Annotated in this window: 26 protein-coding genes; 7 read left to right on the forward strand and 19 right to left on the reverse strand. The window is 69.3% G+C overall.

The window, feature by feature from the left end:
• Positions 1 to 153: 153 nt before the first annotated feature.
• Entirely contained in the window at positions 154 to 936 is a 783-nt protein-coding gene (locus AB4Z46_RS19355) for an enoyl-CoA hydratase/isomerase family protein (RefSeq protein ID WP_442285152.1), read from the forward strand.
• Positions 937 to 974: 38 nt separating this feature from the next.
• A complete protein-coding gene (locus AB4Z46_RS19360) occupies positions 975 to 2,177 on the forward strand; it encodes an acyl-CoA dehydrogenase family protein (RefSeq protein ID WP_442285153.1) in 1,203 nt (400 codons plus the stop codon).
• Here the strand turns inward: AB4Z46_RS19360 and AB4Z46_RS19365 are convergent.
• The 4 genes from AB4Z46_RS19365 to hemN all read right to left on the reverse strand — a co-directional run bounded on the left by AB4Z46_RS19365 (position 2,152) and on the right by hemN (position 6,053).
• On the reverse strand, positions 2,152 to 3,378 hold the full coding sequence (locus AB4Z46_RS19365) for an NAD(P)H-dependent flavin oxidoreductase (protein WP_442285154.1): 1,227 nt from the start codon (positions 3,376 to 3,378) through the stop codon (positions 2,152 to 2,154). The two genes, AB4Z46_RS19360 and AB4Z46_RS19365, sit on opposite strands and share 26 nt — an antisense overlap.
• 7 nt (positions 3,379 to 3,385) lie before the next feature.
• Positions 3,386 to 3,829, reverse strand: a complete 444-nt coding sequence (locus tag AB4Z46_RS19370; RefSeq protein ID WP_442285155.1) for a universal stress protein — start codon at positions 3,827 to 3,829, stop codon at positions 3,386 to 3,388.
• Between the two features lie 99 nt (positions 3,830 to 3,928).
• Positions 3,929 to 4,639, reverse strand: a complete 711-nt coding sequence (locus AB4Z46_RS19375; RefSeq protein ID WP_442285156.1) for a sulfite exporter TauE/SafE family protein — start codon at positions 4,637 to 4,639, stop codon at positions 3,929 to 3,931.
• A gap of 1 nt (position 4,640) precedes the next feature.
• On the reverse strand, positions 4,641 to 6,053 hold the full coding sequence (hemN, locus tag AB4Z46_RS19380) for an oxygen-independent coproporphyrinogen III oxidase (RefSeq protein WP_442285157.1): 1,413 nt from the start codon (positions 6,051 to 6,053) through the stop codon (positions 4,641 to 4,643).
• A 124-nt stretch (positions 6,054 to 6,177) separates the two neighbouring features.
• On the opposite strand from hemN, the gene fnr reads away from it, so the two are divergent.
• Positions 6,178 to 6,894, forward strand: coding sequence for a fumarate/nitrate reduction transcriptional regulator Fnr (fnr, locus tag AB4Z46_RS19385; RefSeq protein WP_442285158.1), 717 nt, complete (start codon positions 6,178 to 6,180; stop codon positions 6,892 to 6,894).
• Here the strand turns inward: fnr and AB4Z46_RS19390 are convergent.
• The 10 genes from AB4Z46_RS19390 to AB4Z46_RS19435 all read right to left on the reverse strand — a co-directional run bounded on the left by AB4Z46_RS19390 (position 6,875) and on the right by AB4Z46_RS19435 (position 15,248).
• Positions 6,875 to 7,120, reverse strand: coding sequence for a hypothetical protein (locus AB4Z46_RS19390; protein ID WP_442285159.1), 246 nt, complete (start codon positions 7,118 to 7,120; stop codon positions 6,875 to 6,877). The genes fnr and AB4Z46_RS19390 overlap by 20 nt on opposite strands.
• Positions 7,121 to 7,124: 4 nt before the next feature.
• Positions 7,125 to 7,400 (reverse strand): FixH family protein, encoded by a 276-nt coding sequence (locus AB4Z46_RS19395; RefSeq protein WP_442285160.1) that lies wholly within the window; start codon positions 7,398 to 7,400, stop codon positions 7,125 to 7,127.
• A 17-nt stretch (positions 7,401 to 7,417) separates the two neighbouring features.
• Positions 7,418 to 8,857, reverse strand: coding sequence for a cytochrome c oxidase accessory protein CcoG (gene ccoG, locus AB4Z46_RS19400; RefSeq protein WP_442285161.1), 1,440 nt, complete (start codon positions 8,855 to 8,857; stop codon positions 7,418 to 7,420).
• 10 nt (positions 8,858 to 8,867) lie between these two features.
• Positions 8,868 to 9,785 carry a cytochrome-c oxidase, cbb3-type subunit III gene (gene ccoP, locus AB4Z46_RS19405; protein WP_442285162.1) on the reverse strand — a complete coding sequence of 306 codons (918 nt, stop codon included), beginning with the start codon at positions 9,783 to 9,785 and terminating at the stop codon, positions 8,868 to 8,870.
• Complete coding sequence (locus AB4Z46_RS19410; RefSeq protein WP_442285163.1) at positions 9,782 to 9,928, reverse strand: cbb3-type cytochrome oxidase subunit 3; 147 nt, start codon at positions 9,926 to 9,928, stop codon at positions 9,782 to 9,784. Before AB4Z46_RS19410 ends, ccoP begins: the two co-directional genes overlap by 4 nt.
• Before the next feature lie 12 nt (positions 9,929 to 9,940).
• Positions 9,941 to 10,567 carry a cytochrome-c oxidase, cbb3-type subunit II gene (gene ccoO / locus AB4Z46_RS19415; protein ID WP_442285164.1) on the reverse strand — a complete coding sequence of 209 codons (627 nt, stop codon included), beginning with the start codon at positions 10,565 to 10,567 and terminating at the stop codon, positions 9,941 to 9,943.
• Positions 10,568 to 10,576: 9 nt separating this feature from the next.
• A complete protein-coding gene (gene ccoN / locus AB4Z46_RS19420) occupies positions 10,577 to 12,016 on the reverse strand; it encodes a cytochrome-c oxidase, cbb3-type subunit I (RefSeq protein ID WP_442285165.1) in 1,440 nt (479 codons plus the stop codon).
• Between the two features lie 67 nt (positions 12,017 to 12,083).
• Positions 12,084 to 12,221, reverse strand: coding sequence for a cbb3-type cytochrome oxidase assembly protein CcoS (gene ccoS, locus AB4Z46_RS19425; RefSeq protein WP_442285166.1), 138 nt, complete (start codon positions 12,219 to 12,221; stop codon positions 12,084 to 12,086).
• On the reverse strand, positions 12,221 to 14,527 hold the full coding sequence (locus AB4Z46_RS19430; RefSeq protein ID WP_442285167.1) for a heavy metal translocating P-type ATPase: 2,307 nt from the start codon (positions 14,525 to 14,527) through the stop codon (positions 12,221 to 12,223). Before AB4Z46_RS19430 ends, ccoS begins: the two co-directional genes overlap by 1 nt.
• A gap of 52 nt (positions 14,528 to 14,579) precedes the next feature.
• Positions 14,580 to 15,248 carry an OmpW/AlkL family protein gene (locus tag AB4Z46_RS19435; protein WP_442285168.1) on the reverse strand — a complete coding sequence of 223 codons (669 nt, stop codon included), beginning with the start codon at positions 15,246 to 15,248 and terminating at the stop codon, positions 14,580 to 14,582.
• 243 nt (positions 15,249 to 15,491) lie between these two features.
• Here AB4Z46_RS19435 and azu point away from each other — a divergent pair, with 243 nt between their 5' ends.
• From azu to AB4Z46_RS19450, 3 genes are all read left to right on the forward strand, one after another.
• Complete coding sequence (gene azu, locus AB4Z46_RS19440; RefSeq protein WP_442285169.1) at positions 15,492 to 15,944, forward strand: azurin; 453 nt, start codon at positions 15,492 to 15,494, stop codon at positions 15,942 to 15,944.
• Between the two features lie 73 nt (positions 15,945 to 16,017).
• Positions 16,018 to 16,509: a TIGR01841 family phasin gene (gene phaP / locus AB4Z46_RS19445; protein WP_442285170.1), complete on the forward strand. Its 492-nt coding sequence runs from the start codon at positions 16,018 to 16,020 to the stop codon at positions 16,507 to 16,509.
• Positions 16,510 to 16,632: 123 nt separating this feature from the next.
• On the forward strand, positions 16,633 to 16,878 hold the full coding sequence (locus AB4Z46_RS19450) for a hypothetical protein (protein ID WP_442285171.1): 246 nt from the start codon (positions 16,633 to 16,635) through the stop codon (positions 16,876 to 16,878).
• A gap of 6 nt (positions 16,879 to 16,884) precedes the next feature.
• Here the strand turns inward: AB4Z46_RS19450 and AB4Z46_RS19455 are convergent, their stop codons facing one another.
• The 3 genes from AB4Z46_RS19455 to AB4Z46_RS19465 all read right to left on the reverse strand — a co-directional run bounded on the left by AB4Z46_RS19455 (position 16,885) and on the right by AB4Z46_RS19465 (position 18,380).
• Complete coding sequence (locus tag AB4Z46_RS19455) at positions 16,885 to 17,307, reverse strand: RcnB family protein (protein ID WP_442285172.1); 423 nt, start codon at positions 17,305 to 17,307, stop codon at positions 16,885 to 16,887.
• A 113-nt stretch (positions 17,308 to 17,420) separates the two neighbouring features.
• Entirely contained in the window at positions 17,421 to 17,777 is a 357-nt protein-coding gene (locus AB4Z46_RS19460) for a hypothetical protein (protein WP_442285173.1), read from the reverse strand.
• 21 nt (positions 17,778 to 17,798) lie between these two features.
• Positions 17,799 to 18,380: a cob(I)yrinic acid a,c-diamide adenosyltransferase gene (locus AB4Z46_RS19465; RefSeq protein ID WP_442285174.1), complete on the reverse strand. Its 582-nt coding sequence runs from the start codon at positions 18,378 to 18,380 to the stop codon at positions 17,799 to 17,801.
• A gap of 68 nt (positions 18,381 to 18,448) precedes the next feature.
• Between AB4Z46_RS19465 and AB4Z46_RS19470 the strand changes: the two genes are divergently transcribed.
• On the forward strand, positions 18,449 to 19,873 hold the full coding sequence (locus AB4Z46_RS19470; RefSeq protein ID WP_442285175.1) for an FAD-binding oxidoreductase: 1,425 nt from the start codon (positions 18,449 to 18,451) through the stop codon (positions 19,871 to 19,873).
• 64 nt (positions 19,874 to 19,937) lie between these two features.
• On the opposite strand, the gene AB4Z46_RS19475 is transcribed toward AB4Z46_RS19470, so the two are convergent.
• Both AB4Z46_RS19475 and AB4Z46_RS19480 read right to left on the reverse strand, forming a co-directional pair.
• Positions 19,938 to 20,837, reverse strand: coding sequence for a CsgG/HfaB family protein (locus AB4Z46_RS19475; RefSeq protein ID WP_442285176.1), 900 nt, complete (start codon positions 20,835 to 20,837; stop codon positions 19,938 to 19,940).
• A gap of 105 nt (positions 20,838 to 20,942) precedes the next feature.
• Positions 20,943 to 21,884, reverse strand: coding sequence for a ParB/RepB/Spo0J family partition protein (locus tag AB4Z46_RS19480; RefSeq protein ID WP_442285177.1), 942 nt, complete (start codon positions 21,882 to 21,884; stop codon positions 20,943 to 20,945).
• Between the last annotated feature and the right edge of the window lie 3 nt (positions 21,885 to 21,887).

The raw sequence follows: 21,887 nt of genomic DNA on the forward strand, positions 1-21,887 counted from the left end.
CCAATGAATTGAGATATCCAAGGGTTAGTCCTAGCCTCTCCTCCCTTCCCAAAAGAAGCCAACCGGTGTCTCATCGCCTTCGCGTCGAAACGATTTCATTGAGTGAAGGTCAAAGAAGTTCACGGTCGTCGATGCAGCAACGCCCGGAGGCCCATGGACACCCAGGAACCCGTACGGCTCGATGTCGACGACGAGATCGCCACGATCACGCTGAACCGCGCCGATGCGCTCAACGCGCTGGACTTTCCAGCCGCCGTGGCGCTGCAGCGCGCCATCGATGCCGTGGCTGCCGCACCGGGCGTGCGCGCCCTCGTGCTGCGCGGCGAGGGCCGATCGTTCTGCGTGGGCGGCGACGTTCGCGCCATGCATGCGCACCGCCACGAGCTCCCCGCCTTCATCGCCAGGATGATCGACAGCGTCCACGCCAGCGTGATGGCGCTGAACCGCCTCCCCGTCCCCGTGATCGCCGGCGTGCATGGGGCGGTGGCCGGTGGCGGCCTGTCGCTGGCCCTGGCCTGCGACATGGTGCTGGCGGCGCGTGGCACGCGCCTGATCACGGCCTATGCGAAGCTCGGCGCCTCGGCCGATGGCGGCCTGAGCTTCCGGCTGGCGCAGCGCGTCGGGGTTGCGCGCGCCTTCGATCTGCTCACGCTGCACACCACGCTGGATGCCCCGCAGGCGCTGGCGCTGGGGCTGATCGACCGCGTCGTGGACGCCGACCGCGCCGACGCCGAAGCACGGCAGTGCGCGCGAGCGCTGGCCGCCCTGCCCGCCCAGTCGGTGCGGGAGCTCAAGGAGTTGACGGCGGTCCAGGTCCGCGCGGGCCTGGAGGCGCACCTGGCGCGCGAAAAAGCCGCCTTCCTGCGCTGCGCCGCCACCGCCGATTTCGCCGCCCGTGTCGCGGCATTCGCCGAAGGCGACCGTCGCGCCGCCTGAACCGCCTTCCGTTTTTCTCTTCCATCCTCCACAGACCCATGAACACGACCGCTTCCGCTCCAAGCGCCGCCCAGCGCTTCTCCGGCCTGTCCGACGACGAGCAGCAGATCCTCGACCAGGCCGACCGGTTCGCGCGCAACGAGCTCTACCCCCTGTCCAGCCGCATGGACAACGAGGAGTGGTGGCCGCCCGAGGCCTTTGCGCAGATCGGCGCCACGGGCTACTTCGGCATTCCGGTGCCCGAGGCCTACGGCGGCGCCGGCCTCGATCTCTTCGCGAGCGGGCTGGTGGTGCAAGCCTTCTCGCGCTGGAACCACGCGCTCGCGCTGAGCTGGGTGGCGCACGAGAACCTGTGCCTCTACAACATCTACCGCAACGCCGACGAAACGCAGCGCAAGGCCTACCTGCCGGGCCTGTGCAGCGGCAGGACCGTCGGCGCGCTGGGCCTGACCGAGCCCGGTGCGGGCTCCGATGCGCTGGGCTCGATGCGCACCACGGCCACGCGCGACGGCGACGACTACCTGCTCAACGGCAGCAAGATCTACATCACCAACGGCGCGGTGGCCGACGTGGTGCTGGTCTACGCCAAGACCAACAAGGAACGCGGCGCCAAGGGCATCTCGGCCTTCATCGTCGAGAGCGGCAGCGCCGGCTTCAAGGTCGCGCAGAAGCTCACCAAGATGGGCTTTCGCGGCAGCCAGACGGCCGAGCTGGTGTTCGAAAACTGCCGCGTGCCGGCGCGCAACCGGGTCGGCGAGGAGGACCGCGGCGTGCAGGTGGTGATGAGCGGGCTCGACCTGGAGCGCGCCATGATCGCGCCGATCTGCCTGGGCATCTGCGAGCGCGCGCTCGAACTGGCGCTGGACTATGCGCGCACGCGGCAGCAATTCGGCCAGCCGATCGCGAACTTCCAGATGATCCGGGCCAAGCTGGCCGACATGTACGTGTGGATCGAATCGATGCGCGTCTTCACCTACCAGGCGCTGCGCGCGGCCAACGACCTCGAGATCGGCGGCGGCGGGCGCGGCGACATCCACATGATCACTGCCGCCTCCGTGATGTTCGCCTCGGAGACCATGAACAAGGTGCTCAACGAGGCGGTGCAGATCCACGGCGGCGCGGGCTACATCTGGGAATCCGAAGTCAACCGGCTCTATCGCGCCATCAAGCTGCTCGAGATCGGCGCCGGCACCACGGAGGTCCGCAAGATCATCATCAGCGACGAACTGCTGCGCCGCTGAGCAGCCACTCCATCAGTTCCCGGACCGGCCGGATCTCGCGGCCGAACGGCAGCCGGCCGGCACCGCGGAAAAACAGCCCCTGCTCGGTGTGTCCCGCGAGCGCATGGCCCAGCATCTTGTCGATGCAGAACTTGCCCCAGCCCGGCGTGGCGTCGCGCAGGCCGCAATGGGCCAGGCAGTCGAAGCGCATGGTGCACTCGGTCTCGCGGTGCGTCTTGGCCATCAGCCGCGGCTCGAGCCGCAGGTACTTGGCCAGCCAGGGCGTGCGCACGGCGCGCGCAGGCAGGCCCGCCACGCTGGTGAACTCGACCAGGTCCTCGGGCCTGGCATCGGCGAGCACGCGCTTGAACGCCAGGTCGGCATCGCATTCGGCGGTGACCGCGAAGGCGGTGCCGAGCTGGACCGCCGAGGCGCCGAGCGACTGCAGCCGGCGGATGTCCTCGAGGCTCTCGACGCCGCCGGCGGCGATCAGCGGGATGCGGCCTTCGATGCCCGCGGTCTTGAAGAAGGCCTGCACCTGCGGCAGCACGACGTCGAACTCGAAGCGCGGGTCGTTCAGGTCGCCGACCCTGGCGGCGCCGAGATGGCCGCCCGCAAGGCGCGGATGCTCGATCACGATGGCATCGGGCAGGCGCCCTTTCTTCTCCCACTTGCGCACGATCAGTTGCACGCCGCGCGCATCCGACAGGATCGGGATCAGCGCGACGCCCGGATGCTCGCGCGCCAGTTCCGGCAGGTCCAGCGGCAGGCCGGCGCCGACCACCAGCGCATCGGCCCCGCAGGCCATCGCGTGGCGCACCTGCGGCTCGTAGGCGGTCAAGGCCTTCATGACGTTGACGGCGATCAGGCCGCGGCCGCCGGCGAGGTGTCGGGCCTTGGCGATCTCGCGGCCCAGCGCCTCGAGGTTGGCGGCGTCGATGCGCGCGCCGGCGTCGGGCTCGGCTTCGATGTTCGCGGTCTGCGCCCACAGGTCCGGGTGCAGGCGCCGCAGGTCGACCGACGACACGGTGCCGATGCCGCCGAGGCCGGCCACCGCGCCGGCCAGGCCACCGGCCGAGACGCCGACCCCCATCCCACCCTGCACCACCGGCAACAGTTCGCGGCCGGCGAGGTGCCAGCTCCTCAAGCCCGATGCGGCGGCCAGCGCGCGCAACGCATCGGCCTTGGCGGCCGCATCCGCCTGGTTGATTTCCTGCATCATGCGGGCGCTATCGGAGCACCAGCACCGGCAAGGCCGAATGCGTGAGCACATGCTGGGTCTCGCTGCCCAGCAGCAGGCGCCCGATGCCCCTGCGGCCATGCGAGGCCATCACGATCAGGTCGCTGTGATGCTTCTGCGCGGCGGCAATGATCGATTCGGCGACCTGGCTGGAATGGGCCACGAGCGCTTCGCAGCGCACGCCGCTCGCGCCCGCGCGCTCGCCGATCGCGTCGACCATGGCCTGGGCCTTTTCGAAGCGCTTCTTGTCGATGCTCTCGCTCTCGGCCCCCTCGTAGATCATCGTGCCGTCCATGTAGCTCTTGGGTTGCCTGCGGGCCACGGTGAAGGCGAGCAGCTCGGCGCCATGCTGCCGGGCCAGGCCGATGGCGGACTCGACCGCCTTCTCCGAAAGGGGCGAGCCGTCGGTCGCGACCAGGATTCGCTTGAACATGATGGGATCTCCAGAAGGGAAGGCCTCCAGTCTCGGCCAGACCCGCGCGGCGCGAATTGACTGGGATCAACTTCGCGTCGGTTGTCCGCAGGTCCTCGCTCAGCGGCACCAGATGTCGATCTGGTGCTGGAGATCCATCCAGAGCGCCTGCAGCGCGACCGCGGCGAGCAGCGCGCCGGCCAGGCGCGTGCCCCACTGCTGCGACACCAGGCCCGCGCCCGAGCGCAGGCGCTGCCACAGCCACGGCGCCAGCACGAGCGACAGCGCGCTGCCCGAGGCGAACAGCGCCATCACGGCCGCGCCCTCGAGCACGCCGTTGCTCAAGGCCGCCAGCATCAGCGCCGAGTACAGCAGGCCGCAGGGCATCGCAACCCAGAGCGCACCGGTGGCCAGCACGCCGAAGGGGCTGCGGGTCATGGGCTGCAGGCGCGCCGCGGCCCAGCGTCCGATGCGGCTGGCCCACAGCGGCTGCCGGCCCGAGGCCGCGAGCAGCACGCCCCAGGCGAGCACGGCCACGTGCAGCAGCATCCACGCGGGGCGCAGTGCGGCCACCTGTTCGCTCGCCAGGGCCAGGCCCTGGGCCGTGGCGGCCGCCGCGGCCCCGGCGGCCGCGTAGCCCGCCACGCGCCCGGCGTGGAACAGCGCGCCCGCCGGCAGCGAACGGCCCACAGGCACCAGCGCCGCGACGCCGCCCGCGGGCGCGCGCACGATGCGGATCACGCCCGCGCAGGCAGCGCCGCACATCGCGACGCAGTGCGGCCCGCCGGCCAGACCCATCACGAACGCGGTGCCGGCCAGCGCAGCCAGCATGTCAGACGATGCGCGAGAAGCGCGTGCGGTTGCGATCGGCCTGCAGGTAGCGGTCGAACACCATGGCGATCGCGCGCACGAAGAACCAGCCCATGGGCGTGACCTCGATGTAGCGATCGCCCAGGGTCACGAGGCCCTGCGCCGCAAGCGGTTCGAGCGCGGCCAGTTCGGTCGCGAAGAAGTGCTCGAAGTCGATCAGATGGGCCGCGCCCACGGCTTCGAAGTCCACCCGTCCCTGGCACATGATCGCCATGATCACGGCCCGCCGCAGCACGTCGTCGCGCGTCAGCGCCAGGCCGCGCACCACCGGCAGGCGGCCCTGGTCGAGGAGGTCGTAGTACTCCTCGAGCGTCTTCGCGTTCTGGCTGTAGGTGGCGCCGATGCGGCCGATCGCCGACACGCCGAGCGCCACCAGGTCGCAGTCCGGCTGGGTGCTGTAGCCCTGGAAGTTGCGATGCAGCCGGCCCTGCCGCCGGGCGACCGCCAGCGCATCGCCGGGCAGCGCGAAATGGTCCATCCCGATGTAGACATAGCCCGCGGCGGTGAGCGCGGCGATCGAGCGCGACAGCATATCGACCTTGGCGGCCGCATCGGGCAGGGCTTCGGTCGCGATGCGGCGCTGGGCCTTGAAGCGCTCGGGCAGGTGGGCGTAGGCGTAGAGCGCGATGCGGTCCGGCCGGAGCGCGCAGACCTGCTCCAGCGTGCGGTCGAACGAGGCGGCGCTCTGGCGCGGCAGCCCGTAGATCAGGTCGACGTTGACCGAATCGAAGCCCAGCCCGCGGGCCACCGCCATCAGGTCGAACACCTGCCGGGCGGGCTGGATCCGGTGCACCGCCTTCTGCACTTCCGGGTCGAAGTCCTGGACGCCGAAGCTCAGCCGGTTGAAGCCCAGCTCGGCCAGCGTCACGAGGCGCTCGCGGTCGACGGTGCGCGGGTCGATCTCGATCGAATGCTCGCCGTCCGGCGACAGCGTGAAGGCACCGCGAAGCATGGCCATGAGGTCCCGCAGGCCGGCATCGTCGAGGAAGGTCGGCGTGCCGCCGCCCAGGTGCAGCTGGCGGACGACCGCGCCGCGGCCGAGCTTGGCCACCTGCAGCGAGATCTCGCGCGCCAGGTAGTCGAGGTACTCGCGCCCCTTGCTCTTGTGCCGGGTCACGATCTTGTTGCAGGCGCAGTAGTAGCAGAGCGACTCGCAGAACGGGATGTGCACGTACAGCGACAGCGCCCGCGCGCTCGCGCCGGCCCCGCCGCGCTGCTCGAGGGCCTGGGCGTAGTCGTCCGCCGTGAAGGCGTCGACGAAGCGGTCGGCCGTGGGATAGGAGGTGTAGCGCGGGCCGGCGCAGTCGAAGCGGCGCAGCACGGAAGGCAGCGGCGCCGGGGGGGGCGTGAGGGCGGGAGCGGAAGCAGGGAGCATCGCGGGCGGCGGCAAGGGCTTTGGTGTGTCACTATGCCGCCGTCACGATCTGCAATCATTGACCTGTATCAAGCATCCGGCCCACTCCCCATCGGACAATCCCTGTATGACCTCGACTGCATCAATGAAACCCGAAAACATCAAGGTCGCCTGTTCCAACTGCAATCTGCGCGAGCTCTGCATGCCGGTCGGCCTGGACCCGGGCGAGCTGCAGCGCATCGACGACATCGTCGCCACGCGGCGCAAGATCAAGCGGCGCGAGACGCTGTTTCGCAACGGCGAGCCCTTCACCTCGCTCTATGCGATCCGCACCGGGGTGTTCAAGACCCGCGTCACCAGCGAGGACGGGCGTGACCAGGTCACGGGCTTCCAGATGGCGGGCGAGATCATCGGGCTCGACGGCATCGTCAACGACCAGCACACCTGCGACGCCGTGGCGCTGGAGGACTCCGAGGTCTGCGTGATGCCTTTCGAACGCATCGAGGAGCTGTCGCGCGAGATCACCGCGCTGCAGCGCCACGTGCACCAGATCATGAGCCGCGAGATCGTGCGCGAACACGGCGTGATGCTGCTGCTGGGCAGCATGCGGGCCGAGGAGCGGCTCGCGGCCTTCCTCCTCAACCTGGTCCAGCGCCTGCACGCGCGCGGCTTCTCGCGCTCCGAGCTGGTGCTTCGCATGACCCGCGAGGAGATCGGCAGCTACCTCGGGCTCAAGCTCGAGACCGTGAGCCGGACCCTGTCGAAGTTCGCGGCCGACGGCATGGTCGAGGTCGAGCAGCGCAACGTGCGCATCGTCGACCCCGAGGCGCTGCGCCGCATCGTCAATCCGCCGGGTTGTTGATCTCGCGCGCCGGCAGGGTCAGCAGCAGGGTCAGCGCGCCCGCCCCCATGGCCAGCAGCCAGAAGACGAAGAAGCCGACCGTGTAGACGGCCTGCCGCGAAGCGCCGAGCGCCTCGCCGCGCCAGTTCAGGTCGCCCGGGTCGACCAGCGCGAACACCAGCACCTCGAGCGCGCAGGCCAGCAGGAAGGCCGGCCAGAGAATCCACATCCAGCGGCGCATCTGCATGGGCTCACTCCTTCGGCAGCGGCACGGCGCTGCCCGGCGTCGCCGCGTGGTTGCGTCCGGCCACGGCCGGCATCAGCTTCTTGTCGGCCAGCGTGCGGTTGATCTCGACGCCCTTGCGGTAGTAGTCCTGGTCCACCACCGGGTCGGGCGTGGCGATGGCCAGCCACAGCGTGACGAAGCTGGCGACCACCACCACGGCCGGCCCGCCGATCACCATCCACACCAGCGGAAAGCGGTACCACGGAGGGCAAGGGTTCATCGCGTCGTTGTCGTGGGTCATCTTTGTCCTTGGGTTGATCAGCGCGGTACCAGGAACACCGCGGGCTCCGAGACACTGGCGTTGCCGCTTTCGGCGCGGACGTCGAAATGCACCTTGTGCGAACCCGCCGGTGCCGCGCCGTAGGGCAGCTGCAGCCGGACCGCGACCCAGCGCGACTCCGCCGGCGCGACCTCGACCACGGGTTCCGAGGACACGTGCAGGCCCTCGAGGCCGCTCGCCGCGATCCGGTAGCGCTGCAGCTCTTCGGTGGCGTTCATGATCTGCAGGCGGTAGACGTTCTCGAGCTGCCCGCCCTCGACGATGCGGGCCAGCGACGCGCGGTCGCGCACCACGTCGACCTTCAGCGGCGTGCGCGTCACCAGGCTGGCGAGCAGGCCGATGCACAGCGCCGCCAGCACCGCGGTGTAGATCAGCACCCGCGGCCGCAGCACGCGGCGCAGCACCTGCCGCGGCGTCCAGCGGCCCGCCATGCCGTTCTGCGTGGCGTAGCGGATCAGGCCGCGCGGCGTGGCCATCTTGTCCATCACGATGTTGCAGGCGTCCACGCACAGCCCGCAGCCGATGCACTCGTACTGGAGGCCTTCGCGGATGTCGATGCCGGTCGGGCAGACCTGCACGCACAGCTTGCAGTCGATGCAGTGGCCCAGCGGCGCCGCGGTCGATGCGCGCGCCTTCGCCGGCACGCCGCGAGGGTCGCCGCGCGCGGCGTCATAGCTCACGATCAGCGTGTCGCGATCGAACATCGCGCTCTGGAAGCGCGCATAGGGGCACATGTACTTGCACACCTGCTCGCGCATGAAGCCGGCGTTGCCGTAGGTCGCGAAGCCGTAGAACAGCACCCAGAAAATTTCCCAGGAACCCATCGTCGTGTGCAGGAACGACATCCCCAGCTCGCGGATCGGCGTGAAGTAGCCCACGAAGGTGAAGCCGGTCCACAGGCCGATGGAGATCCAGACCACGTGCTTGAACCACTTCTTGACCAGCTTCTCGGTCGTGAAGCCGCCGCTGTCCAGGCGCATGCGCGCGATGCGGCTGCCTTCGATCTTCTCCTCGACCCACATGAAGATCTCGGTGTAGACCGTCTGCGGGCAGGCGTAGCCGCACCACAGCCGGCCCGCCACCGCGGTGAACAGGAACAGCGAGAGGGCCGAGATCACCAGCAGACCCGTGAGGTAGATCAGGTCCTGCGGATAGAGCACCAGGCCGAAGATGAAGAAGCGCCGCGCGCCGAGGTCGAACAGCACCGCCTGGCGCTGGCCCCACTCGAGCCAGGGCAGGCCGTAGAACACGAGCTGCGTCGCGAACACCAGCGCCCAGCGCCAGCGCGCGAAGTAGCCGCTGACGCTGCGCGGGTAGATCTTCTCGTGGGCCGCGTAGAGGCCGACGCTCTTCTCGGCCGCCACGATCGGGATCACCGTGCGAGGGGCCGGCGTCGGCGCGGGCATGCGATCGGTCATGGCGTCGGGCTCACTGGGCCCCAAGGGCGGGCTTGTTCGTCAGGCCCCAGACGTAGGCCGTGAGCACGTGGATCTGGGCCTCGGTCAGCCGGCCCTGCTGCGCCGGCATCTGGTTGACCTTGCCGCCGTTGATCATCGCGATGATCGCTTCCTGCCCGTAGCCGTGCAGCCAGATCCGGTCGGCCAGGTTCGGCGCGCCGACCGCGGTGTTGCCCACGCCGCCGATGCCGTGGCAGGCCGCGCAGACCGTGAACTTGCTCTTGCCGAGGCCGGCGCGGACCGAGTCGTGCGGACTGCCCGACAGGCTCAGCACGTAGTTGGCGAGGTTCTTCACGTCCTCGGCCGAGCCGACCGCCTCGGCCATCGGCGGCATCGTGCCGATGCGTCCGAGGGCGATGGTCTCGTGGATCTTCTCGGGCGTGCCGCCATGCAGCCAGTCGCCGTCGGCCAGGTTCGGGAAGCCCTTGCTGCCGCGCGCGTCCGAGCCGTGGCACTGCGCGCAGTTGTTGAGGAACAGGCGCTCGCCGATCGCCATGGCGCCCGCGTCGGTCGCCAGCCGTTCGACCGGCTGCGCCGAGTAGGCGGCGTAGACCGGCGCCAGTTCGGCGTTGGCCTTCTCGACTTCCTTCGTGTACTCGCCCTCGGTGGTCCAGGCCAGCGTGCCGCGATAGCTGCCCAGGCCCGGGAAGACGACCAGGTAGCCGATCCCGAACACGATGGTCAGCACGAACAGGCCCATCCACCAGCGCGGCAGCGGGTTGTTCATCTCGCGCAGGTCTTCGTCCCAGACGTGGCCGGTGGTGTTGTCGTCGCCGGCCGGGCCGCGGAAGCGCGCGGTCCACCACAGCAGCAGCGCGCAGGCCAGGATGCCGCCCAGCGCGATGGCGGTCACGAAGTGCGACCAGAAGTTGCTTGTGAAATCGCTCATGAGGGGTCTTCTTCGAAGGGGAGTCGTGCGGCCTCCTCGAAGGCCTTCGCGTTGCGGCGCGAGCAGGCCCAGACCAGGATGCCGATGAAAGTGGCGAACGACGCCAACGTGGCGGCGATCCGCAGGGTGGTGACGGTGTCCATTCGCTGTGCTCCCTACTTGAGTGCCAGGCCGAGCGACTGCAGGTACGCGACGATCGCGTCCATCTCGGTCTTGCCCTTGACCTCGGCCGGCGCGGCCGCGATCTGCTCGTCGGTGTAGGGCACGCCCACGCGGCGCAGCGCCGTCATGTGGGCGGACGCCTGCGCGCCATCGAGCGGCGCCTTCTCGAGCCAGCCGTAGGCCGGCATGTTCGACTCGGGCACCACGTCGCGCGGATTGTTCAGGTGGATGCGGTGCCACTCGTCGCTGTACTTGCCGCCCACGCGGTGCAGGTCGGGGCCGGTGCGCTTGCTGCCCCACTGAAACGGATGGTCGTAGACGAATTCGCCGGCCACCGAGTAGTGGCCGTAGCGCAGCGTCTCGGCCCGGAACGGGCGGATCATCTGCGAGTGGCAGTTGTAGCAGCCTTCGCGCACGTAGATGTCGCGGCCCGCAAGCTGCAGCGGCGTCAGCGGCTCGACGCCCTGGACCGCCTCGGTGGTCGACTTCTGGAAGAACAGCGGCACGATCTCGACCAGGCCGCCGACCGCGATCACCAGCAGGATCAGCACGATCATCAGGAAGTTGTTGGTCTCGATCTTCTGGTGCGAGAAGCCGGCCTCGGGGGTGTTCGAACTCATGGCGTTTCCTCAGGCGTGGGCAAGGGTGGTCTGCGGGATCGGCGACGGCTTGCTGAAGCCCGAGATCACCGTCATCCAGACGTTCCAGGCCATCACCAGCATGCCGCCCAGGTACAGCAGGCCGCCGATCATGCGCACCACGTAGTAGGGATAGGTGGCCTTCACGCTCTCGACGAAGGTGTAGGTCAGCGTGCCGTCGGGATTGACCGCGCGCCACATCAGGCCCTGCATCACGCCGGCGATCCACATCGCGGCGATGTACAGCACGATGCCGATGGTCGACATCCAGAAGTGCAGCTCGATCGCCTTCACGCTGAACATCTCGGTGCGACCGTACATGCGCGGGATCAGGTAGTAGAGCGAGCCCATCGAGATCAGGCCGACCCAGCCGAGCGCGCCGGCATGCACGTGGCCGACGGTCCAGTCGGTGTAGTGCGACAGCGCGTTGACGGTCTTGACCGACATCATCGGACCCTCGAAGGTCGACATGCCGTAGAACGACAGCGAGACGATCAGGAAGCGCAGGATGGGGTCGGTGCGCAGCTTGTGCCAGGCGCCCGACAGCGTCATCACGCCGTTGATCATGCCGCCCCAGCTGGGCGCCAGCAGGATCAGCGAGAACACCATGCCGATCGACTGGGTCCAGTCGGGCAGCGCCGTGTAGTGCAGGTGGTGCGGGCCGGCCCACATGTAGGTGAAGATCAGGGCCCAGAAGTGCACGATCGACAGGCGGTACGAGTACACCGGGCGGCCCGCCTGCTTCGGCACGTAGTAGTACATCATCCCGAGGAAGCCGGCGGTGAGGAAGAAGCCGACCGCGTTGTGGCCGTACCACCACTGCACCATCGCGTCCTGCACGCCCGCGTAGGCCGAGTAGCTCTTCATCCAGCCCGCGGGAATCGCCGCGCTGTTGACGATGTGCAGCAGGGCCACCGCGATGATGAAGGCGCCGTAGAACCAGTTGGCAACGTAGATGTGGCGCACCTTGCGCATGCCGACGGTGCCGAAGAACACGATCGCGTAGGCCACCCAGACCAGCGCGATCAGGATGTCGATCGGCCATTCGAGCTCGGCGTATTCCTTGCCGCTGGTGTAGCCCATCGGCAGGCTGATGGCGGCGGCGACGATCACCGCCTGCCAGCCCCAGAACACGAACGAGGCCAGCGCCGGCGCGAACAGCCGGACCTGGCAGGTGCGCTGCACCACGTGGAAGCTGGTCGCCATCAGCGCACAGCCGCCGAAGGCGAAGATCACCGCGTTGGTGTGCAGCGGCCGCAGCCTCCCGTAGCTGAGCCAGGGGATGCCGAAGTTGAGGTCCGGCCAGGCCAGCTGCGAGGCGATGATGACCCCGACCAGCATCCCGACCACGCCCCAGACCACCGACATGAGAGCGAATTGCCGCACCACCGTGTCGCTGTAGACCGGCGCGGAAGAATTCGGAGCATGCATCGCAGAGCCTTCTTTTATGGAACGGGCCCAGTGTCCCGGCGCGGCGTGCGCGCGGGCTTGATGCAGATCAATCGTTCTGAAGAATGCGCTCGCCCTCGCCGTCGATGTCGTCGAATTGACCACGGTCGACGGCCCACCAGAGGCCGGCGAGGATGAACAGGACCAGCACCACCGAGAACGGGATCAGCAGGAAGAGGATGTCCATCAGGCCGCCTCGGCCAGCAGCGGCTGGCGGGCCAGCCGCGCGGCATTGAGCACCACCGCCAGCGAACTCGCCGCCATGCCCAGGCCCGCGAGCCACGGCGGCAGCCAGCCGGCGACCGCGAGCGGCACGCAGACCGCGTTGTAGCCGGCCGCCCACCAGAGGTTCTGCCGCACCACGCGCAGCGTGCGCCGGGCCTGCGCGATAGCGCGCGGCACGACGCGAAGCGCATCGCCGAGCACCACGAAGTCGGCCTGGGCCTGCGCCAGCGGGACCGCGCGGCCGAACGCGAAGGAGGCCTGGGCACAGGCGAGCACCGGCCCGTCGTTGAGGCCGTCGCCCACCATCGCGACCGCCTGGCCCTGGGCCTGCAGATCCTTCAGTCGCCGCAATTTGTCTTCGGGCGTGCAGTCGCCCAGGGCCATGGCGATGCCGGCGCGCGCCGCGACCTCGCGCGCGGCGCCGGCGCTGTCGCCCGACAGCAGCCACACCGCCACGCCCTGCGCACCCAGCGCGGAGACGGCGGCGGCGGCATCCTCGCGCAGATCCTCCGCCAGCACGAAACTCGCGACCCACCCCTGGTCGTCGCTCAGATGCACCTGGGCCGCTTCCACCGGCAGCGGCTCGACACCGCAGAACGCGGCCGAGCCCAGGCGCAGGACGCGCTCGGGTGCACCGGCGCCTCGGCCGACCCGGCCTTCGAGCCCCTGCCCCGCACGCTCGGCCAGGCTCGACACCCGCCAGTCCGGCGCCACGCGGTGCTGGTCGCGCCACGCATTCACGAGCGCCCGCGACGCCGGATGCAGCGACTGTGCGGCGAGCGCAGCCGCCAGCTCCACCGCATCCCCGGGCCGCACGCCCTGTCGGCTGTAGACCCGGTCGAGCCGTGGCGTGTCGCGCGTCAGCGTGCCGGTCTTGTCGAACACCACGGTGTCGATCGCGGCCAGCGCCTCCAGTGCCTGCAGGTTGCGCACCAGCACCCCGCCGCGCGCCAGCGTGCCGGCACTCGCGAGCATCGCGGCCGGCGTCGCCAGCGACAGCGCGCAGGGACAGGTCACGATCAGCACCGCCACCGCGACCATCAGCGCCTTGCCCGAATCCAGCGGCCACCAGTAGGCCGCCGCCGCGGCCGCCGCGGCCAGCACCGCGAGCAGGAACGGCCGGGCCGCGCGATCGGCCAGCTGCGCGAGCCGGGGCTTCTGCAGCGAGGCGCTTTCCATCAGCGCGACGATCTGGGCGAAGCGCGTGTCCGGCCCCAGCGCCTCGACCCGCACCTCCACCACCGCGCCGACGTTGTGGCTGCCCGCCAGCACCCGCGCGCCGCAAGGGCGCGGCACCGGCCGGGACTCGCCCGTGATCAGCGCTTCGTCGGCCGAGGTGTCGCCCGCCGCCACGGTGCCGTCGGCCGGAAAGGCCTCGCCGGGCAGCACGCGGATCAGGTCGCCGACCGCCAGCCGCCGCACCGCGACGCGCTCGAACGAACCGCCGGCGTTTTGCCGCAGCACGCTGTCGGGCAAGCGGTTCATCAGGGCATCGAGGGCCCCGGCAGTGCGGTCGCGCAGCCGTGCCTCCAGCCAGCGGCCGGTCAGCAGGAAGAACACGAACATCGTGAGCGAGTCGAAGTACAGCTCGTGGCCTAGCGGCCCCTCGGGATCGAAGGTGGCCGCGCTGCTGACGACGAAGGTGATCGCCATGCCGAGCGCCACCGGCAGGTCCATGCCGATGCGGCGCTGCCGCAGGTCGCGCCAGGCGCTGCGAAAGAAGGGGCCGCAGGAGAACAGCATCACCGGCAGCGTCAGCACCCACGAGGCCCAGCGCAGCAACTGCGCGGCATCGGGCGTCATGTCGCCGGGTTGTGCGATGTACGCCGGGTAGGCGTACATCATGACCTGCATCATGCAGAAGCCCGCCACCAGCCAGCGCCAGAGCGCCAGGCGCGACTCGCGCTTGCGCCTCGCGCTCGCCAGCATGTCGCCGGCCGGCACCAGGCGGTAGCCTGCGGCTTCGGAGGCCTCGAACCAGCGCGACGGTTTCACGGCCGCCGACGACCAGACCACGCGCGCCCGGCGGCTGGCCGCATTGACCTCGGCCGAGACGACGCCCGGCACCTGCGTCAGCGCCGCCTCCACCGTGAACGCGCAGGCCGCGCAATGCATGCCCTCGACCACGACCTGGGACTCCCACCGCGCCGCGTCGCCCTCGCCCAGGGGCCGCCCGAAGGCCGGCCATTCGACCGGATCGTCCAGCAGCGACCAGGCCGACTGCGGCGCGACGGGCAAGCCGGGAGCGAAAGAGAGCACAGCTTCCATGCCCCGAGCCTAGCGAGCGCAGCCGGGCGCGCCTTGACCTGGATCAAGGGCCCTAGAAACGATACCCCACGCCCACGCCGAAGAGCCAGGGGTCGATCTTGACCGTCGACAGCGTCTGGCCCAGATGGCTGACGTCGGAGCGGATCTGCACCTTCTTGACGTCGAAGTTCAGGAACACGTTCTTCGCCAGCGCGATGTCGACGCCGCCGCCCACGGCGAGACCGAAGCTGTTGCTGTCGAGGTCCAGGCGGCCGACGGTGGGTACGGCCAGCCGCACCGAGCTGATGCGCGTGTAGTTCAGGCCGGCGCCGACATAGGGGCGAACCGTCGCGGTCGGCCTGAAGTGGTACTGGACCATCAGGGTCGGCGGCAGGTGCTTGAAGGTGCCGATGTCGACCGGCCCGCCCAGCGCGCTCTGCTGCACGGTCACGGTCTGCTTCTGCGGCACGGTCAGCACCAGTTCGGCGGCGATGTTCGGCGTGAAGAAGTAGGTGATGTCGACTTCGGGAATGGTCTTGTCGTTCACCGTGATCGCATCGGCCGGCACGGCCAGCGAAGGAATCGGATCGGACTTGTTGGCCGTGTCGATGCGCACCGCGCGGGCGCGCACGAGCCAGTTGCCCTGTGCCTCCTGCGCTTCCTGCGCCGCCCCCGACAACGCGCACAAGGTGCCGAGGAAGGCGCCGATCAGTGTGCGCGTGAGATTTCTGCTGCTAACCATGTTTTTTCTGCTTCTCCAGTGATGGCCGATGCGTGGGCGTCGGCACTGGAGGCAGTGTGGGCGGGCCTCGCCCCACCCGTCCTTGACCCAGGGCAACACACGCGCCGCCGCGCGGCGCCGAAGTTCAGGCCCATCGCGGCGAGATTGACCCTGGTCAAGGAACGTCAACGACCACGCTCGACAATGAAGCCGGCGTTGCGCAGGGTGCGCGGCGCGTGTGTTTCTTTCCTCGGGATCCTTTCCATGCTTCATCGCCGTCTCGCCGCCATCGCCGTTCTGGCCTTCGCTTCCGCCCCCGTTCTTGCCGCCGACTGCACGGTCGAGATCGAAGGCAACGACGCCATGCAGTTCAACAAGCCCGCCATCGAGGTGAGCCAGAGCTGCAAGGAGTTCACGGTCAAGCTCAAGCACAGCGGCAAGATGCCCAAGCAGGCCATGGGGCACAACTGGGTGCTGGCCAAGACCGCCGACGTGCAGGCCATCGCCACCGACGGCATCGCCGCCGGCCTGCCGCAGAACTACGTCAAGGCCGGCGATGCGCGCGTCGTGGCCCACACCAAGATCATCGGCGGCGGCGAGAGCGACAGCGTGACCTTCTCGCCGGCGAAGCTCGCCGCCGGCGGCAGCTACACCTACTTCTGCTCCTTCCCCGGGCACTCCTCGCTCATGAAGGGCACGCTCAAGCTCGTCAAGTAGGCGAAGGGCTTTCAGGAAACGCCCTACTGGGCGTATCGTGGCAACCCCAACCTCAAATCTGGAGATACCGCACATGGCCACCAGCAAGTCGAGCACCACCGCCGCCAAGAAGACGCGCTCGGGGGGCATCCCCACGCCGGCCGACGTCCAGGACGCTTTCGTCAAGCCGCTCAAGGGCATGGCCGAGCGGCTGCAGAACCTGCCGCTGGCGGGCGCCGCAGGCGCGATCGTCGAGAGCGGACGCAAGGACCTGCAGGCGCTGGTGAAGGCCAACGAGAAGTCCTACCAGGGGCTGCAGGCCGTGGTGCAGCGCCAGACCGAGATGCTCAAGACCTCGATCGAGGAGTGGCAGGGCACCGTGAAGGGCCTGCCAGGCACCGATCCGCGCGAAAGCCTCGCCAAGCTCGATGCCATGGGCAAGGCCGCCTTCAAGCAGGCGCTGGACGACATCCGCGAGCTGTCGGAGATGGCGGCGAAGTCGCAGGCCGACGCCTTCGACGTCGTGCGCCAGCGGATCCAGGCCAACGTGGACGAGGTCAGCAAGCTGCTGCAGCCGCGCAAATAGGACGAGGACGCCGCCGGTCGGGATCGGTGTTTGTCCTGCGTGATTACGAGAAAAAGGTCCGTGACTCGATCGGCAGGAAGCGTACATTGGGACGGTTTCCTCAGAGATTGGATCGAATCAGCCATGGCATCGAATTCTCAGACGCGCATTTCAGCCAGAGTGGCCAGCGAAGCTGCGGCCCGCGAACGGCTGCGGCAGGCACTGCCCGCCACGGTCGACCACCTGCAGCAGCACCAGGCCGACCGGATCGACGACAGCGACATCGATGCCTACGTGAGACTGAACTGGCTCGAATGGCACGGCGGCGGGCTGCGGCTCACGATCACGGGCCGCAACGTCTGCGCGCAGCTCGCGCCCTCCGCCGCCTGAGCCTGCCTACCGGCCGATGACGATCTGCGCGATCAAGCCGGTCGCCGCCGCAGTCAGCACGAAGTCCCCGCCCACGCCGACCCACTGGTAGCCGCGAGGCGGCGGCTGCAGGCGGTGCCCGCGCCAGTCGTTCACGACGTACTGGCGGCCCCGGTATTGGGTCGGAACGCGGCCGCCGCGGCGCCATTCGGCATGCGGATAGGGAGGGCCCCGGTGATCGAACCGGCGACCCGGACGGTAGTCGGACCGGTAGTCGGGGCGACCACGGTCGTAGCCCGGGCCGTCATGGCGCTGTTGCTGCTGCTGCGGCCCGAAGCGGTCGTTGCGGTCGGGTCCGCGTTCGAAACGGGGGTCCTGCGCGAAGGCGCTTCCCGCCATGCACATCGCGAGCGCTGCGGCGGCAACGGCCATGCTCTTTGACTTGATCATTGTCGGAACTCCTTCTGCGTTGATGAGGAGTCCAGTGTGGAAGGCGCGTGTGTCGCGCACCCCCCGCCCATGTAGAGGCGAGGTGAAGCAAGGTAAAGCCGGCCCGGCGCCGTTCAGGGCGAGTTGCCTTGCGGGCCGACCGCCGGGGCGGCGGGCTTGCTGCCGGCGTGCGGCGTGATCTTGCGGCCCAGGGCTTCGCCCCAGCGGCGCACCGGCGCGCTGGCGCGCTCGGCCGTATGGTCCACGCCGCGCCGGGTCGCATCGGCACCACGCGCGATCCCGCGACCTGTGGCGTCGGCGCCGCGCTCGATGCCGCCCAGCACCTTGCTGTCGTGGGCGGGCGCCTTGGCCGCGTGCGGCTTCGCCGGCGGGCTCTCGGCGCCTTGCGCGGCCAGGGGCAGCAAGGCAGCCGCGCCCAGAACGGCGCAGGCGGCGACCAGAAAGATGGTTCGTGTCCGGATCGGGGGCATTCGTCGAATCTCCTTGTCGTCTCAGGCTGCGGAATCGCCCTGGCCCGCGGCCCGGGCCATGCGCTCGCTTTTCCAGTAGACGTCGTCGCCGCCATCGACGCGGTTGAGCACGCGCGCGAGCACGAACAGCAGGTCGCTCAGGCGGTTCAGGTAATGGCGCAGCGCGGCGTTGATGTCCGTCTGCGCGCCCAGGGCCACCACTGCGCGCTCGGCGCGCCGGGCCACCGTGCGGCAGACATGCGCCTGCGAGGCGGCGCGGGTGCCCGCCGGCAGGATGAATTCGGCCAGCCGCGGCAGCGCCGCGTTGTGCTCGGCCAGCGCGTTGTCCAGCTGCAGCAGCGCCTCGGACTTGAGCAGCGTGTAGCCCGGCATCGAGAGCTCGCCGCCGAGGTTGAAGAGCTGGTGCTGCACGTCGACCAGCAGCTCCCGCACCGCGGCCGGCATCGGCTCGCAGAGCAGCACGCCGATGTGCGAGTTGAGCTCGTCGACGTCGCCCATCGCGTGCACGCGCAGGTGGTCCTTGGGGACGCGCGTGTTGTCGCCGAGGCCGGTGCTGCCGTCGTCGCCGGTGCGCGTCGCGATCTGTGTCAGGCGGTTGCCCATGAGGTGCTTTCGGGTTCGGTTGAGAATGTGGTTCTTAGAATGTTAGACCCTCCAGGAGACCGCGCCCCATGAATGCTCCCACCGCCCCCTCCCACCTGACCCCGGAGATCGCGCTGCGCGAGGTGCCCGATGCGCTGATCGCCTCCCTGAAGGCCCGCTTCGGCGACCGCTGCTCGACCGCGCTGGCGGTGCGCACGCAGCATGGCCGCGACGAATCGTCCTTCGATGCGCCGCCGCCCTCCGCGGTGGTCTTTGCCGAGAGCACCCAGGACGTCGCCGACGCGGTGAAACTCGCGAGCGAGCACAGCGTGCCGGTGATCCCCTTCGGCGCCGGCTCCTCGCTCGAAGGCCACCTGCTGGCGGTCCAGGGCGGCATCAGCATCGACGTCAGCCGCATGAACCGCGTGCTCTCCGTCAACGCCGACGACCTGACGGTGACGGTGCAGCCCGGGGTCACGCGCAAGCAGCTCAACGAGGAGATCAAGAGCACGGGTCTCTTCTTCCCGATCGACCCCGGCGCCGACGCCTCGATCGGCGGCATGGCCGCCACGCGCGCCAGCGGCACGAACGCGGTGCGCTACGGCACCATGCGCGAGAACGTGCTGGCCCTCGAACTGGTCACGGCCAGCGGCGAGGTGATCCGCACCGGCACGCGGGCCAAGAAGTCATCCGCCGGCTACGACCTCACGCGCCTGTTCGTCGGCAGCGAAGGCACGCTGGGCGTGATCACCGAGGTCACCCTGCGCATCTACCCGCTGCCCGAAGCCGTCTCGGCCGCGATCTGCTCGTTCCCGAGCATCGAGGCGGCGGTGCGCACCACGATCGAGATCATCCAGCTCGGCGTCCCGATCGCGCGGGTCGAGCTGATCGACGTCAACACGGTGCGCATGGTCAATGCCTACGCCAAGCTCGGCCTGCGCGAGGAACCGATGCTGCTGATGGAGTTCCACGGCTCCCCGGCCGGCGTCAAGGAACAGGCCGAGACGGTGCAGGAACTGGCCAGCGGCCACGGCGGCAAGGCCTTCGAATGGGCCAGCACGCCCGAGGAGCGCACCCGCCTCTGGACCGCGCGCCACAACAGCTACTTCGCGGCGGTGCAGTCGCGCCCGGGCTGCCGCGTGATCTCCACCGACACCTGCGTGCCGATCTCGCGGCTGGCCGACTGCCTGCTCGAATCCGTGGCCGAAGCCGATGCCAGCGGCATCCCCTACTTCCTGGTCGGCCACGTGGGCGACGGCAACTTCCACTTCGGCTACCTGCTCGACCCCAACGTGCCCGAAGAGCGCGTGACCGCCGAGAAGCTGAACCACGCCCTCGTGAGCCGGGCCCTCGCCCTCGAGGGCACCTGCACCGGCGAGCACGGCGTCGGCCTGCACAAGATGGACTTCCTGGTGACCGAGGCCGGCGCCGGCGCGGTCGACATGATGCGCACGATCAAGCGGGCGCTGGACCCCAGGAACATCATGAATCCCGGCAAGATTTTCAGCTTGTAGTTCGCCCCAAACGCCAGAAACCCAGGGCTCGCAAGAGTCCCCGGGGTTCCCCCTGAGCGCTGCCTTATTTCTGCGTGCTGCCGCGGCGCGCCGGCGCGGGCTGCGGCGCGGAGGTTTGCGACGGTGGCGCCGCGCCATCGACACCCAGGCGGCCGCCGCCGCCCAGGCCTTGGCCCTGGACCGACTGCGCCTTGTAGTTGCGCAGCGAGATGACCATCTGGTTGAAGGCGTCCATGAAGGCGGCGCTGATCACCTTGCCCTGGGCCGTGTTGGTGTAGCCGCCCAGTGCGCCCCCGGCGCTGCCGCCGAAGACCGAGCCGAAGGCGCCGAAATCGGTCTTCGAGGCGCTGCCCTCGGAGGCCGCGACCTGCACGCCCGAACGGTTGTCGATCAGCGTCAGCAGCGCGCTGGCCTCCTTGGTCTGCATGCTGCCGCCGACCGCCGACAGCACGCCGCTGTAGCGGCCGCCCACGAGTCCGCCCAGCGCACCGCCCACGCCACCCGCATTCTGGTTGCTGAAGACGATTTCGGGCGAGAGGCCGTAGTCGGAAGCGACCATCTGGCCGGCGCCGAAGTTGCTGCCCTGGCGCATCTCGCCGGACTGCGACAGCTGGCGCTCGCGCGACATCGCGTTCATGCCGGCCGCACCCCGCTCGACCACCACGAAGCAGTTCGATTGCTGGACCAGCAGCTTCAGCAGGTTGGCCGTCGGCGGCAGCTTGTACTCATTGCGCAGGATGGTGTACCAGCCGGCCGATTGGTTCTCGATCAGCGACACCGTGCCCAGCGGCGAGGCGCATTTCTCGAGCGCGCCGCTGGTGTTGGCGGTGGCGCTGCCCGCGGCGCTGCCGGTGGCGACCGTCTTTGCACTCTGGCTGCCCATCTGCATGTCGGTGGTTTCGCAACCGGTCAGCAGCAGCGCCGCCGCGGCAACCGCCGCCAGTGGCCGTCTCTGGAGTCCCATAACGTTTTCCTCTTAGAACTTTAATATTAAAAAGTTGCATCAGAAGAATAGGCACGGTAACCGGTTGAATCAATCGTCCGGAAGCGGGGTGGTTTCGCCGCTGAGCTAGGCCGTTTGGCGGATGCGGTCGATCAGGCCGTTGAGCGCATCGAGCGAGCCGAAGTGGATCGCGAGTTCGCCGCTCTCCTCGACCTTGCCGGCGCGCCGGGCGCGCTTCTTGACCCGGACCTCGACCTCTGCCGCGAGCAGGTCGGCGAGCTCCTCCTCGACCCGCAGCAGATCGCGGGATTTTTCCGCCGCGCCGCGCCGCGGCGACGGCGTGAGGCTGAACTCGGCCGCCAGCTTCTTGACCAGGGCCTCGGCCTCGCGGACCGACATCTTCCGGGCCGCGATCTGGTTGGCCGCCGTGATCTGTGTCCCCTTGTCGAGCGACAGCAGGGCCCGGGCATGGCCCATGTCGATGTCGCCCGCCATCAGCATCGCCTGGGCCGGTTCGGCCAGGTTCAGCAGACGCAGCAGGTTGCTGGCCGCGCTGCGGGAGCGTCCGACGGCCTGCGCGGCGGATTCGTGAGTGAGCCCGAACTCTTGTACCAACCTTTGCAGGCCTTGCGCTTCTTCAAGCGGATTCAGGTCTTCGCGCTGGATGTTCTCGATCAGCGACATGGCGGCCGCGGCCTCGTCGGGCACGTCGCGCACCAGCACCGGCACGCTTTCGAGGCCGGCCAGGCCGGCCGCCCGGAAGCGCCGTTCGCCCGCGATGATCTCGAACTCGGCCTTCTTGTCGCGCGCCGCTTCGGCGTCCAGTCGACGCACCAGGATCGGCTGCATGATGCCTTGCGCCTTGATGCTCTCGGCCAATTCGTACAGCGCGCCTTCGTCCATGCGCGTGCGCGGCTGGTAGACGCCGGGCACCATCTGGTCGAGCTGGAGGGTGGTCGGATTCGGCGGCGCCGCATCATCGAGGACCGCGCTGTCCGAGCCGTTGAAGGTCGGCCCCAGGAGGGCTTCGAGTCCGCGGCCGAGGCCCTTCGGTTTTTTGGTGGCCATGGA

Source organism: Variovorax sp. M-6, from assembly GCF_052114385.1.
Lineage (GTDB): Bacteria > Pseudomonadota > Gammaproteobacteria > Burkholderiales > Burkholderiaceae_C > Variovorax.